This window comes from Pseudomonas fluorescens (genome assembly GCF_902497745.1).
Taxonomy (GTDB): domain Bacteria; phylum Pseudomonadota; class Gammaproteobacteria; order Pseudomonadales; family Pseudomonadaceae; genus Aquipseudomonas; species Aquipseudomonas fluorescens_BM.
On record NZ_CABVHJ010000005.1, the window covers coordinates 345,061 to 357,892 of the forward strand.

Annotated in this window: 14 protein-coding genes; 12 read left to right on the forward strand and 2 right to left on the reverse strand. The window is 58.5% G+C overall.

The features are described from left to right. Positions 1-20: 20 nt before the first annotated feature. The 6 genes from ispF (at position 21) to rpoS (ending at position 5,159) form a co-directional block, all read left to right on the forward strand. The gene (ispF, locus tag F8N44_RS10560; RefSeq protein ID WP_034149878.1) at positions 21-494 is read left to right on the forward strand and encodes a 2-C-methyl-D-erythritol 2,4-cyclodiphosphate synthase; all 474 of its coding nucleotides are present in this window, start codon (positions 21-23) and stop codon (positions 492-494) included. Next, positions 491-1,549, forward strand: coding sequence for a tRNA pseudouridine(13) synthase TruD (gene truD, locus F8N44_RS10565; protein WP_150650258.1), 1,059 nt, complete (start codon positions 491-493; stop codon positions 1,547-1,549). Before ispF ends, truD begins: the two co-directional genes overlap by 4 nt. Beyond that, complete coding sequence (gene surE / locus F8N44_RS10570) at positions 1,537-2,286, forward strand: 5'/3'-nucleotidase SurE (protein ID WP_007908831.1); 750 nt, start codon at positions 1,537-1,539, stop codon at positions 2,284-2,286. Before truD ends, surE begins: the two co-directional genes overlap by 13 nt. A gap of 41 nt (positions 2,287-2,327) precedes the next feature. Next, complete coding sequence (locus F8N44_RS10575; RefSeq protein ID WP_172828219.1) at positions 2,328-2,963, forward strand: protein-L-isoaspartate(D-aspartate) O-methyltransferase; 636 nt, start codon at positions 2,328-2,330, stop codon at positions 2,961-2,963. Between the two features lie 212 nt (positions 2,964-3,175). After that, a complete protein-coding gene (locus F8N44_RS10580) occupies positions 3,176-4,045 on the forward strand; it encodes a peptidoglycan DD-metalloendopeptidase family protein (RefSeq protein WP_016985074.1) in 870 nt (289 codons plus the stop codon). 106 nt (positions 4,046-4,151) lie between these two features. After that, positions 4,152-5,159, forward strand: a complete 1,008-nt coding sequence (rpoS, locus tag F8N44_RS10585; RefSeq protein ID WP_007908828.1) for an RNA polymerase sigma factor RpoS — start codon at positions 4,152-4,154, stop codon at positions 5,157-5,159. 528 nt (positions 5,160-5,687) lie between these two features. On the opposite strand, the gene fdxA is transcribed toward rpoS, so the two are convergent. Continuing rightward, on the reverse strand, positions 5,688-6,011 hold the full coding sequence (gene fdxA / locus F8N44_RS10595) for a ferredoxin FdxA (RefSeq protein ID WP_007908827.1): 324 nt from the start codon (positions 6,009-6,011) through the stop codon (positions 5,688-5,690). 163 nt (positions 6,012-6,174) lie between these two features. Then, entirely contained in the window at positions 6,175-8,757 is a 2,583-nt protein-coding gene (mutS, locus tag F8N44_RS10600) for a DNA mismatch repair protein MutS (RefSeq protein WP_150650260.1), read from the reverse strand. 211 nt (positions 8,758-8,968) lie between these two features. On the opposite strand from mutS, the gene F8N44_RS10605 reads away from it, so the two are divergent. The 6 genes from F8N44_RS10605 (at position 8,969) to F8N44_RS10630 (ending at position 12,830) form a co-directional block, all read left to right on the forward strand. After that, on the forward strand, positions 8,969-9,703 hold the full coding sequence (locus F8N44_RS10605; protein WP_150650261.1) for a helix-turn-helix transcriptional regulator: 735 nt from the start codon (positions 8,969-8,971) through the stop codon (positions 9,701-9,703). A gap of 513 nt (positions 9,704-10,216) precedes the next feature. Beyond that, the gene (locus F8N44_RS10610) at positions 10,217-10,618 is read left to right on the forward strand and encodes a tail fiber assembly protein (protein WP_150650262.1); all 402 of its coding nucleotides are present in this window, start codon (positions 10,217-10,219) and stop codon (positions 10,616-10,618) included. A 106-nt stretch (positions 10,619-10,724) separates the two neighbouring features. Continuing rightward, positions 10,725-11,162, forward strand: a complete 438-nt coding sequence (locus F8N44_RS10615) for a tail fiber assembly protein (protein WP_150650263.1) — start codon at positions 10,725-10,727, stop codon at positions 11,160-11,162. 127 nt (positions 11,163-11,289) lie between these two features. After that, the gene (locus F8N44_RS10620) at positions 11,290-11,628 is read left to right on the forward strand and encodes a phage holin family protein (RefSeq protein ID WP_150650264.1); all 339 of its coding nucleotides are present in this window, start codon (positions 11,290-11,292) and stop codon (positions 11,626-11,628) included. A gap of 70 nt (positions 11,629-11,698) precedes the next feature. Then, positions 11,699-12,220, forward strand: a complete 522-nt coding sequence (locus tag F8N44_RS10625; RefSeq protein WP_150650265.1) for a hypothetical protein — start codon at positions 11,699-11,701, stop codon at positions 12,218-12,220. Position 12,221: 1 nt separating this feature from the next. Then, complete coding sequence (locus F8N44_RS10630; protein WP_150650266.1) at positions 12,222-12,830, forward strand: phage baseplate assembly protein V; 609 nt, start codon at positions 12,222-12,224, stop codon at positions 12,828-12,830. The last annotated feature ends 2 nt before the right edge of the window (positions 12,831-12,832 follow it).

Genomic DNA, 12,832 nt, shown 5'->3' on the forward strand with positions numbered 1-12,832 from the left:
AAAAATCGGGGCGTTTTTTTATGCGTATTGGCCACGGCTATGATGTGCACCGTTTCGCTGAAGGCGATTTCATTACTCTGGGCGGCGTGCGCATTGCACACAGCTTCGGGCTGCTCGCTCATTCCGACGGTGACGTTTTGCTGCACGCCTTGAGCGATGCCTTGCTAGGCGCCGCTGCGCTGGGTGATATCGGCAAGCATTTCCCGGACACCGACCCGCAATTCAAAGGCGCCGACAGCCGTGCGCTGCTGCGTCATGTGGTCGCGCTGATCCACGCCAAAGGCTGGAAAGTCGGCAACGTCGATAACACCATCGTCGCCCAGGCACCAAAAATGGCTCCGCATATCGAATCGATGCGCGCGCTGATCGCGGCGGATCTTCAAGTTGAGTTGGATCAAGTGAACGTGAAAGCTACCACCACCGAAAAGCTTGGCTTTGTCGGTCGCGAAGAAGGCATCGCCGTGCACTCCGTTGCCTTGTTGCTGCGCGCATGAATGAACTGCAATTGCTCGGCCCGCGGGCCTATGGCGAACCCCTCGGCACCGCTGTACTGAAAGCCATCGCTGAAGATTTTCAGGTCGATGAAGTCCTCGATATTCCGTTCAGCGGCGACGGCGAACATCTCTGGATCTGGGTCGAAAAACGTGGCCTCAACACTGAGGAAGCCGCGCGGCGTATTGCCAAGGCTGCCGGCGTGCCGTTGCGCACCGTCAGCTACGCGGGCCTCAAGGATCGTCAGGCGTTGACCCGTCAGTGGTTCAGTGTGCAACTGCCGGGCAAGGCTGATCCGGATCTGTCGGCGGCGGAAAACGACACGCTGAAGATCCTCAAGACCACCCGCCACAAGCGCAAGCTGCAACGTGGCGCGCATTCGGCCAACGGTTTCACCTTGCGCCTGACTCAGTTCGCTGGCGACAACGAAGCGATCGAGCAGCGCCTGCAACTGATCGCTAAGCAAGGTATTCCCAATTATTTCGGTGCCCAGCGCTTCGGCCATGACGGCGGTAACGTCGTTGATGCGCGTTCGTGGGCGGCACGCAAGGCCTTGCCGGAGCAACGCAATGTGCGTTCGCGGCTGCTCTCGACCGCGCGCAGTTTTCTGTTCAACAAGGTGCTGGCGGCGCGTGTTGCCGATGGCACCTGGCAAAAAGCCCAGGTCGGCGATCTGCTCGCGTTCACCGACAGTCGCAGTTTTTTCCCGGCCGGTGAAGCTGAGTGCAGCGATCCGCGTCTGGCCATTCTTGATCTGCATCCGACCGGCCCGCAGTGGGGCGAAGGTGACTCGCCGACCGCAGGGGCTGTCCATGATCTGGAGCAGGGGATTGCCGCTGGTGAAGCGGATCTGCGCGATTGGTTGATCAACGCCGGTATGAGTCACGAACGTCGCATCCTGCGGCTGCCCATTGGCGGGTTGACGTGGCATTATCCCCAGCCTGACATTCTGCAACTGGAATTCGTCCTCCCGGCCGGATGCTTCGCCACCGTATTGGTGCGCGAGCTCGTTGATCTGGTGCCGGTGGGGCAGACGGACAGCCCATGCGTATTCTGATTTCTAACGACGATGGGGTAACCGCACCCGGTCTCGCCGCGCTTTATGCTGCGCTGGCGGATTACACCGAGTGCGTGGTTATCGCCCCGGAGCAGGACAAAAGCGGCGCCAGCAGTTCGCTGACGCTCGACCGTCCGCTGCACCCGCAATACCTGGCCAACGGCTTTATCAGCCTTAATGGCACACCGACCGACTGCGTGCACCTGGGCCTCAATGGCTTGCTGGAGCGCGAGGCGGACATGGTGGTCTCCGGGATCAACCTCGGTGCCAACCTGGGTGATGACGTGTTGTATTCAGGCACCGTCGCGGCAGCGCTCGAAGGGCGTTTCCTTGAGCGTCCTTCGTTCGCTTTTTCGCTGGTCTCGCGGCAGGTGGATAATCTGCCGACGGCGGCGTACTTTGCGCGCAAACTGGTTGAAGCCCATGCCGGGCTCGATCTGCCACCGCGCACGGTACTCAACGTGAACATTCCCAATCTGCCCATCGACCACATTCGCGGCATCCAGCTGACCCGACTCGGCCATCGCGCGCGGGCAGCGGCACCGATGAAAGTGGTCGATCCGCGTGGCAAGGCCGGTTACTGGATTGCCGCTGCCGGTGATGCCGAAGATGGCGGTCCGGGGACTGATTTTCATGCGGTGATGCAGGGCTATGTTTCCATCACTCCGTTGCAGCTCGATCGCACCTTCAACGATGCGTTCAGAAGCCTCGACGGCTGGCTGGAGGGACTGCGCTGATGGCCCGTGAACACGAAGACAGATTGCGCAGCGGTATCGGCATGACCTCTCAGCGTACCCGAGAACGACTGATCCAGCGCCTGTACGAAGAGGGTGTGTCCAACGCCAAGGTGCTGGAAGTGATTCGGCGTACGCCACGTCACCTGTTTGTCGATGAGGCGCTGGCACATCGCGCTTACGAAGACACGGCGCTGCCGATCGGCAATAACCAGACGATTTCCCAGCCTTATATGGTGGCGCGCATGAGCGAGTTGCTGCTGGAGGCGGGGCCGCTGGATAAGGTGCTGGAGATTGGCACCGGTTCCGGTTACCAGACTGCTGTGTTGTCGCAATTGGTCGAACGGGTGTTCTCGGTCGAGCGCATCAAGGTCTTGCAGGACCGGGCCAAGGAACGTCTGGTTGAGCTTAACCTGCGCAACGTGGTGTTCCGCTGGGGCGATGGCTGGGAAGGATGGCCGGCGCTGGCACCATATAACGGCATTATCGTCACCGCCGTGGCCACCGACGTACCGCAAGCCTTGCTCGATCAATTGGCTCCGGGCGGGCGCATGGTGATCCCGGTGGGCTCGGGAGAAGTGCAGCAATTGATGCTGATCGTGCGTGAGGAAAACGGCTTTTCCCGGCATGTTCTGGGGGCTGTTCGTTTCGTGCCGTTGCTAAATGGGCCACTGGCCTGAGCATTTGTTTGCGTGCGCTGAATTCCTTTCGTTCGCCTGTGTCTTACTCCGGCAACGATGGTTTAAACGCAGCAGATTGTCAGCTTGCAAACGTGTGCGCGAAGCGATTTCGCTTCATTAAAGGTAAAGCCGATCCGGCCCGTTATACTGGCGACACCTCATGCCGGAATCCGGCATTTCACATTTTTCAGCCACCACAAAGGGAGCGGCGGGTGAGTCTCACAGTCATTGCGCAGCGTATGGGTAACACGAGCTTTCAGCGCCTGGTGACTGGCCTTGTCTTGAGCACCTTGCTGGTCGGTTGCTCCAGCACCAAATCGAGCAATGTGCGGGTGGTCGATCGCAACAATGCGGTGGCTCAGCGTCCTACAGTGACGACCGGGCAGTATGTAGTCCGTCCGGGCGATACGATGTTTTCGATCGCGTTTCGCTACGGTTGGGACTACAAAGCCCTCGCGGCCCGGAACAATATTCCTACGCCGTATACGATCCATCCAGGTCAGACAATTCGCTTTGATGGCCGCACCGGTTCAACGCCGACGGCGGTGGTGAGCAACAGCAGTTCTTCGCCTTCTTCGTCCAGTAAAACCACGGTAATCCGGCGCCAGGCAAATGGCACGACAACCACCACAACCACCGGTTCTACGGGGGCTGTACCGTCCGTCGCCAGTAAACCAGCCCCCGCTCCACTGCCTCCAGCGGGCCCGGCCCCGACCGGCTGGGGATGGCCATCTAATGGCATTCTGATTGGAAAATTCTCTTCAAACGGTAGTTTGAATAAAGGAATTGATATCGCCGGAGATTTGGGACAGCCTGTTTTAGCTGCGTCTGATGGGACGGTGGTATACGCCGGGAGTGGCTTAAGGGGCTACGGCGAATTAGTCATCATCAAACACAGCGAAACCTACGTCAGTGCCTACGGACATAACCGCAGGCTGTTGGTTCGGGAGGGACAGCAGGTCAAGGTCGGACAGACAATTGCCGAAATGGGGTCAACGGGTACAGACCGGGTGAAACTGCATTTTGAGATTCGCCGCCAAGGTAAACCTGTAGATCCACTGCAGTTCCTGCCAAGACGTTGATTTGTAAGCCAGCCTGTTCCGTCACGTAGAGGGGACAGGCTCCAGCGCTGCCAAGGATAAAGGCGTCGCTTGAGCTTGGGGTCGAACTCACCAAAGGACTATAACAATGGCTCTCAGTAAAGAAGTGCCGGAGTTTGACATCGACGATGAGGTTCTCCTTATGGAGACCGGCATCGATTCGGATTCGATGTCGAATGATGAAGGGGCTGCTCCACCTTCCGTTCGTTCCAAATCCAAACACTCCGCTTCACTTAAACAACATAAGTACATCGATTACACGCGGGCACTTGATGCCACGCAGTTGTATCTCAACGAAATCGGCTTTTCCCCATTGCTCTCCCCGGAGGAAGAAGTTCATTTTGCGCGCTTGTCGCAAAGTGGCGATCCGGCCGGGCGCAAGCGAATGATTGAAAGTAACCTGCGGCTGGTGGTCAAAATCGCCCGGCGTTACGTCAATCGGGGGCTGTCGCTGCTGGATCTGATCGAAGAGGGCAACCTCGGGCTGATCCGCGCGGTGGAAAAGTTCGATCCCGAGCGTGGCTTCCGTTTCTCGACCTACGCGACCTGGTGGATTCGTCAGACCATCGAGCGCGCGATCATGAATCAGACCCGGACCATCCGGTTGCCGATTCATGTGGTCAAGGAACTCAACGTGTACCTGCGGGCTGCACGGGAGCTGACGCAAAAGCTCGATCACGAACCTTCACCCGAAGAAATCGCCAACCTGCTGGAAAAACCGGTGGGCGAGGTCAAGCGCATGCTGGGCTTGAATGAGCGGGTTTCTTCGGTCGACGTCTCGCTGGGTCCGGATTCGGATAAAACCCTGCTGGACACCCTCACTGATGATCGTCCAACCGATCCATGTGAACTGCTGCAGGATGACGACCTGTCGCAGAGCATCGATCAATGGCTGTCTGAGCTGACCGACAAGCAGCGCGAGGTGGTAGTACGCCGCTTCGGCCTGCGTGGTCACGAGAGCAGCACGCTGGAAGATGTTGGCCTGGAGATCGGCCTGACCCGGGAGCGGGTGCGGCAGATCCAGGTGGAAGGCCTCAAGCGCCTTCGTGAAATCCTCGAGAAAAATGGCCTGTCGAGCGAGTCGCTGTTCCAGTAAGCGCCTCAAACGCCCGCCCGCAGAAAGCCCCGACTGGTTCGGGGTTTTTTGTTGGCCTGGATTTAATGGTCATCTCGCAAGCCTTTTTCATTGTCAGACGTACGGTTGGCATTTCCATCGTTTGTAGTCTCGCGGTGTAAGCCTTGGCTTACTCTTTCGTAAGTCTTCACTATTTTTACAGTACGGTAGACGTCGATCGCCTCCGGCAGCGTTATTTAACTTGTTGATTTATATATTTATTTTTTTATGTGAAGTGCTTATTACAGCTGTTTTTGGTCCCTGGAGCCAATTGCTCTTGTCAGGGAACTCTCTAGTATCTGGGTTGTGTCGACGGACAGACACGCCCTTCAAGGAAGAGGGGAATGGACATCGCAGGACGCGATTCATCAGGACGATGAAAAGGAATACAGGGAATAGGGAAAAAATGTGGGCGGGTCATACCGCCCCTTTTTTTTTGCCCGCAAAAAAGCACAGCGCGGAAAAGCAAAAAGGCCCGCAAGGGGCCTTTTCATTCGAGCGCGTGACAGATCAGCGTTCGAGGTCTTTGATCTTGCCTTTGACGCCATCCCACTCTTCGGCATCCGGCAGCGATTCTTTCTTCTCGGTGATGTTCGGCCAGATTTCAGCCAGTTCAACGTTGAGTTGAATGAATTCCTGCATCTCTTCCGGAACTTCGTCCTCGGAGAAAATGGCGACGGCCGGGCATTCCGGTTCGCACAGGGCGCAGTCGATGCACTCATCCGGGTGAATCACCAGGAAGTTCGGGCCTTCGTAAAAGCAGTCCACCGGACAGACTTCTACGCAGTCGGTGTACTTGCACTTGATGCAGTTGTCGGTGACGACGAAGGTCATTTCTAATTTTCTCCTCAGGCGGCGGCAGCGTTGCCCCTTCACGGTTGGGGTCGCCAGGTTCGGGAGCGATACCTGCTGGCCAGGCTATTAGCCAGCAGCATCCCAAACCGCGCGAGATTCTAACAGCTTGAAGCCGTTTGCGTTATATCCGCTTCTTCAGTGCTTATATCCGGTTCTTCAGTGCATAGAGCATTTCGAGCGCACGACGCGGGGTCAGGTCATCGATATCCAGCTTGGCCAGCTCATCCAGTACCGGATGCGGCAGGCTGGCGAACATGTCGCTCTGCTGCGGTGTTGCCGGTTTGCCCTTGGCTGCCGGCTTCGGCGCCTCGTGGGGCAAGGCAGTGTCTTCCAGTCGGCTCAAGTGTTCGCGTGCACGCACGATTACTTCGCTGGGAACACCGGCCAGTTGCGCCACCGCCAGACCGTAACTCTGGCTGGCCGGCCCCGGTAGTACGTGGTGCAGGAACACGATGCGTTCATTGTGCTCTGTAGCATTGAGATGCACGTTGGCCACCAGTGGCTCGGCTTCTGGCAACACGGTCAATTCAAAGTAGTGTGTGGCGAACAGAGTATAGGCACGCAGATGGGCCAGACGCTCAGCCGCAGCCCATGCCAGCGACAGACCGTCGAAGGTGCTGGTGCCGCGACCGACTTCGTCCATCAACACCAGACTGCGCTCGGTGGCGTTGTGCAGGATGTTGGCGGTTTCGCTCATCTCGACCATGAAGGTCGAACGGCCACCGGCCAGGTCATCACTGGAGCCAATGCGGGTGAAGATACGGTCGACCAGCGAGAGTTCGCAACTGGCCGCTGGTACGAAGCTGCCGATATGCGCGAGCAGCACGATCAGCGCGGTTTGACGCATGTAAGTGGATTTACCGCCCATGTTCGGGCCGGTGATCACTAGCATGCGCGTGTTGTCATCCAGACTCAGATCGTTGGCCACGAACGGCGTGGTCAGCACTTGCTCAACCACAGGGTGGCGACCCTGGGTGATACGCATGCACGGCTCACTGACGAAGCGCGGGCAGTTCAGGTCGAGGTTCAGTGCACGCTCGGCGAGGTTGCTCAACACGTCGAGTTCGGCCAGCGCGCCAGCGGTGTCCTGCAGCGGTGGCAACTGGCTGATCAGGTCTTCCAGCAGCGCCTCGTAGAGCATTTTCTCGCGGGCGAGGGCACGGCTCTTGGCCGACAGCGCCTTGTCTTCGAATTCTTTCAGCTCAGGCGTGATGAAACGCTCGGCGCCTTTGAGGGTTTGCCGACGGATGTAGTCCGCCGGCGCCGACTCGGCCTGCTTGCTCGGCAGCTCGATGAAGTAGCCGTGAATGCGGTTGTAGCCGACTTTCAGGTGGCTCAGGCCGGTGCGGGCTTTCTCGCGGGCTTCCAGATCGATGAGGAACTGGCCGGCGTTTTCGCTCAGCGATTGCAGTTCGTCGAGTTCGCTGTCATAGCCGGTTTTCAACACGCCGCCGTCACGGATCACCGCTGGCGGGTTATCGATAATGGCTTTTTCCAGCAGTGCCGCCAGTTCCGGGTAAGTGCTGGTGGTGATCGCCAGACCTTGCAGGTGCGGCGCTTCCAGATCGGTCATCGCCACTTGCAGTTCAGGCAGGGCGCCAAGGGCGTCACGCAGCCGTGCGAGGTCACGAGGACGGGCATTACGCAGGCCGATCCGCGCGAGAATGCGCTCGATGTCGCCGATTTCCTTGAGCTGCGGTTGCAGCTTTTCGAAACGGTAGCGATCGAGCAGGCAAGTGATCGAGGTCTGGCGCGCCAGCAGCACGGTCAGATCGCGCAGCGGACGATTCAACCAGCGGGTCAGCAAACGGCTGCCCATGGCGGTCTGGCAGCGATCAACCACCGATTGCAGGGTGTTGTCGCGGCCGCCGGCCAGGTTGGTGTCGAGTTCAAGATTGCGGCGGCTCGCACCGTCCAGCACCACCGTGTCGTCGAGGCGTTCGTGGCGCAGGCTGCGCAGATGGGGCAGGGCGGTGCGCTGGGTTTCCTTGGCGTAGGCCAACAGGCAACCGGCAGCGCCGATGGCCAGGGTCAGGTTCTCGCAACCAAAGCCCTTCAGGTCTTGGGTGGAGAACTGCTGGCAAAGGCTTTTCAGCGCCGAATCACGCTCGAAATCCCACGGCGCACGGCGACTGACGCCACGGCGTTTTTCCGCGGGAAGATCCCTTGGCCAGTCGTCCGGGATCAGCAATTCCACCGGGTTGACCCGCTCCAGTTCCGCCAGCAGATTTTCCCAGCCTTTGATTTCCGACACACTGAAACTGCCGCTGGTGATGTCCAGCACAGCCAGACCGAACAGACGCTCGTCACCCAGCAGCGCAGCGATCAGGTTGTCGCGGCGCTCGTCGAGCAGCGCCTCATCACTGACCGTACCCGGCGTGAGGATCCGCACCACCTGACGCTCCACCGGGCCTTTGCTGGTCGCCGGGTCGCCGACCTGCTCGCAGATCACCACCGACTCGCCAAGCTTGACCAGCTTCGCCAGATAGCCTTCCGCCGCATGGTAAGGAATGCCACACATCGGAATCGCCTGCCCCGCCGACTGCCCGCGCGCGGTCAGGGTGATGTCGAGCAACTTGGCCGCCTTCTTCGCGTCTTCGTAGAAGATCTCGTAGAAGTCGCCCATGCGGTAGAACATCAGCTGATCCGGGTGCTGATTCTTCAGGCGCCAGTACTGCTGCATCATCGGGGTGTGGGAGGACAGGTCGGAGACGGCTTTATTCATCGGATTGTCAGGCAACTCGTTAAAAGGTGTAGGGCGAAAGCAGGGGCATCAGCCGGGCTTTTGCGCGATGGGCGCAAGGTTACCATGGGCGGTCTGCCGGACGCAGGCATCGCAGCCGGGTGACGGTCTTCTTCATCGAAAAGTCGATTTATGCGTTATTTATGCAATTCAGCATTTGTCTTCGCGTGTAACTTCAAGCACTATGCGCGTTATGCAAAAACGCAACGTAGCCTCCGTCTTAAGAGCACTGCTCGACCAGCACGGGATCTCCCCCACGGAGCTCCACCGTCGCACCGGCGTGCCTCAATCCACTCTCTCGCGGATTCTCAGCGGGAAGATCGTCGATCCCTCGGATAAACACATTTCGAAGATCGCCGAGTACTTCGCCGTGAGCACCGATCAATTGCGCGGGCGCGCAGATGTCGTACCGTCGACCGGTGCCGGGCGCGATGACGTACACGCGGAACTCAAGGACATAATGCTGTGGGACGACGATACGCCTGTCGATGATGACGAAGTATCGGTGCCGTTCCTTCGCGAGGTTGAATTGGCTGCTGGATCAGGAAGATTCGTCATCGAAGAGAGCGAGCGCTCTAGCCTGCGCTTCGGCAAGCGCAGCCTGCGCCATAACGGCGTGCAGTTCGACCAGGCCAAGTGCGTCACAGTGCGCGGCAACAGCATGTTGCCGGTGTTGCGCGATGGCGCCACCGTCGGTGTGAATGCGGGCAAGTGCGGCATCGGCGACATCATTGATGGCGACCTTTACGCGATCAACCACAATGGCCAGTTGCGCGTGAAGCAACTCTACCGGCTGCCCACCGGCATTCGTCTGCGCAGCTTCAATCGCGATGAGCATCCGGACGAGGACTACAGCTTCCAGGAAATCCAGGAAGAGCAGATCGTCATCCTCGGTCACGTCTTCTGGTGGGGCATGTACGCCCGCTAACCCGACCCTCTTCAGAAAAACCCGCTCATTGGCGGGTTTTTTTTCGCCTTGATGAAACCGCCAAACCCTTGATCTGTGGAGCTTTCATGCATCTGCGCATTTCTTTCGCATAAATAAATGCATTTGCGCATTGACTGTGTATGCATAAATGCATATTCTTGCCACCAAGCCGCTCGACAAAGCGGTTGGCAAGAAAGCTCTTTAGTTCCACAAGAACAGGCAGCGATGAACCGGCCTCAACGGTTCAGAGGGTTGGCAACTGACCCGGGTGCGCAGCGTAAAGCACCAGAAGCAGTTATCCGGCGGGCAGGGACCGCGGTCGGAAAAACAATTTGAATGGACTCGTACCGCGCCAGTAGCGCCGAAAAGTCAGCTTCCTTCTTGGACACAGGATTTGAAGGAAGGCGAAGGAGCGCATTACTGAAAAGCCCGGCGGACTGCCGGGCTTTTTGGAATGCCTGCCGAATGTTTTCACGACACGCATCTGAAATGACCATCCATGAGGAATATCCAATGAATCTCTACGCACTGGTTGAATACAACAAAGTCGTTCAATTGAAAGAAAGTGAAGTTCGTCCTGATGCACCGGCTTCGCCCACGTCTGCATGGGTCGATGCAACCGGGACAGAAGTGCGCGTGGGTTGGGGAGCAACTTTCAACGGCATCTGGACATTTACACCGCCATCAGATGAAGACTTGCGTAACGAAGCCGAGCAACAGAAATGGCAACTGCTGAATGTCGCCGCTAACTGGCTTCTGCTCAACTCTCTTCAGTTCAAAGTCGACGTCGGCATCGCCACGGCGCAAGACCAGGCTCGCCTGCTAGCCCACAAACAGTACTCCATTGCTGTCAGCGACATCGATAAGCAGCCGGGTTACCCGGCCAATATCGTCTGGCCGGTAGCGCCTTACTGAAATGCATAAAGCCGGCAAGTTGCCTGGTTTTGCGTAATGCCTGGGGACGTTCAGGACGCTTGCAGAACGGCTGCGTCGAGTACTCGGAATAATCGGAGGCAAGACAATGAATCGTTACGTGTTGGTCGGGACTGTTTATAAAACGGGATATCAAATAGCCCTGCAAATTATCGAGTCGGAAGATGCCATACCCACGACCCTTCCGGATGGGGTAACGGATGCGTGGTGGTATGACATCACCGGGTATACGACCGCGCATGTCGGATGGAAGGTCTTCAATCTGGATGAGGAAGGTTTGCTCTTCGTCGAGCCGACTGAGCAAGAGCACCTCAAGATAACCACCGCGCGCATGCAGGAGCGGTTTGACGCCGCGACGCTTTGGATCGCGTTCAACCCATTGCAGCACAAGGTTGATCTTGGTGCTGCGACGCCAGCAGAAGTATCGAAGTTAGCGCTGTACAAACAGTACTGGGTCGACGTCAGCGAAGTCCGTAATCAGTCTGGTTATCCATCCACGATCAACTGGCCAGTGGCTCCCTTCTAGCTGAAGGCACGAGAGCGCATTACTGAAAAGCCCGGCCCGAGCGTCGGGCTTTTTGGAATGCCTACCTCAAGAGAAATCGATTGAACCCAACACACACCACTCATCAATCACCCCCGGGAGGCGTGACATGACAAACGAGCAACAAGCGTTGGCGGACATGCCGATCTGGCTGGTCATCCTCCTTGCCGTTGTCGGCGGGGTATCCGGCGAAATGTGGCGCGCCGACAAGGAGGGCGCACGTGGCTGGCCGCTGCTGCGGCGCCTGGCCTTGCGCTCCGGCGCCTGCATGATCTGCGGCGTGTCGGCGATCATGCTGCTGTATGCCGCCGGCATGTCGATCTGGGCCGCCGGCGCCTTCGGCTGCCTGACCGCAATGGCCGGGGCGGACGTGGCCATCGGGCTGTATGAACGCTGGGCTGCCAAGCGCATCGGCGTCTGCGACATCCCGCCTCGCGACCACCCTTAACCTTAGTACTTCTCCGTGCCGCCATTTTGGCGGCAGGACTGTGCGTGGACGATCGAAAAGGAGGTCATGTATGCCCACCCCGATCCAGCAACCGTCGCAACTGTTCACAGCCATCGCGACGACACTGCGCAACACTGCCGGACTCAACCTCAACGTCGGCAATCACGATGATTTCACAGCACCGGGCGATCAGGCCTGGGTGTTGATCAACTTCGACCGCAATGGACCTGGAGTGCGCGCCGCTGACGGGCGAATTGCTCATGTCCTGACGGTGTCCCTGCAAGTCATCCCGGCCCTTGCCGCCAGCGCATTTGCAGCGTGCGATCTGATCGCGGTGCTGAAAAACCTGATTACTGACAACCGCTGGAAGCTGCCCGGTGATCAATGCGATCTGCCGATGAATATTGATGGCTTGCCTTCATTGCTCATCCGCGGCGATCAGCAATACAAAGCCTGGACCCTGACGTTCAACCAGACCCTCTACCTCGGTCCGACCTTGCTCGACGATCCGCTCGGCACGCCGAAATTTGCCCGCACCTGGGAAGTCAGCAACATCGACGACCCGGACCAATACACCGCGCTGGAGGCCTGAGATGTTCGATGGACTATTGCGCATGCAACTGGGCCCGATCATCGAGCGCCTGGCCGAGATGGAAGCGGAAATCGACGACCTGCACCGTCGCGCCGAGAGCTTCTGTCGCATCGGCATTTGCCAGAGCGTCGACGCCGCGAGCAACACCTGCCAGGTCAGTCACGGCGGATTACTCACGCCGGCGATCAAGTTTTTCAACCCCAGCGCTGGCGCGCAGAGTGAGTCGCGGATTCCGACGGTGGGCGAGCAGTGTCTGCTGTTCAACTACGGCAGCGGCGAAAGCGGCGCACAGAGCGTGGCGTTGTTCGGTTTGAACAGTGACCGCTTTCCGCCAACCTCCACGGTGCCGACGCTGACCCGTCGGGTGCATCAGGATGGTAGCGAAAGCGGCTACGACGATGCTTCACACACCCTGCACTGGCAAAACGGCCCGGCAGCTTTCAACGGTTCTCGTGAATCGCTGGAGCTGAGCATCGGCCCGGCACGACTGGCAATGACACCGCAACTGATCACCCTGCAACTGGGTGCTGTCGGCCTGACCATCGACGCTTCTGGTGTGCATTTCAGCGGCCCATTGGTCGATCACCAGGGCCGCGTCATCAGCCCCTGATT

Bases quoted from the DNA above. Each gene is read 5' to 3' on its own strand.
- F8N44_RS10620 (WP_150650264.1), top strand. From the start codon at position 11,290: ATGACAAACGAGCAACAAGCGTTGGCGGACATGCCGATCTGGCTGGTC.
- F8N44_RS10605 (WP_150650261.1), top strand. From the start codon at position 8,969: ATGCAAAAACGCAACGTAGCCTCCGTCTTAAGAGCACTGCTCGACCAG.
- F8N44_RS10575 (WP_172828219.1), top strand. From the start codon at position 2,328: ATGACCTCTCAGCGTACCCGAGAACGACTGATCCAGCGCCTGTACGAA.
- ispF (WP_034149878.1), top strand. From the start codon at position 21: ATGCGTATTGGCCACGGCTATGATGTGCACCGTTTCGCTGAAGGCGAT.
- F8N44_RS10630 (WP_150650266.1), top strand. From the start codon at position 12,222: ATGTTCGATGGACTATTGCGCATGCAACTGGGCCCGATCATCGAGCGC.
- rpoS (WP_007908828.1), top strand. From the start codon at position 4,152: ATGGCTCTCAGTAAAGAAGTGCCGGAGTTTGACATCGACGATGAGGTT.
- fdxA (WP_007908827.1), bottom strand. From the start codon at position 6,011: ATGACCTTCGTCGTCACCGACAACTGCATCAAGTGCAAGTACACCGAC.
- F8N44_RS10625 (WP_150650265.1), top strand. From the start codon at position 11,699: ATGCCCACCCCGATCCAGCAACCGTCGCAACTGTTCACAGCCATCGCG.
- F8N44_RS10615 (WP_150650263.1), top strand. From the start codon at position 10,725: ATGAATCGTTACGTGTTGGTCGGGACTGTTTATAAAACGGGATATCAA.
- truD (WP_150650258.1), top strand. From the start codon at position 491: ATGAATGAACTGCAATTGCTCGGCCCGCGGGCCTATGGCGAACCCCTC.
- mutS (WP_150650260.1), bottom strand. From the start codon at position 8,757: ATGAATAAAGCCGTCTCCGACCTGTCCTCCCACACCCCGATGATGCAG.
- F8N44_RS10610 (WP_150650262.1), top strand. From the start codon at position 10,217: ATGAATCTCTACGCACTGGTTGAATACAACAAAGTCGTTCAATTGAAA.
- surE (WP_007908831.1), top strand. From the start codon at position 1,537: ATGCGTATTCTGATTTCTAACGACGATGGGGTAACCGCACCCGGTCTC.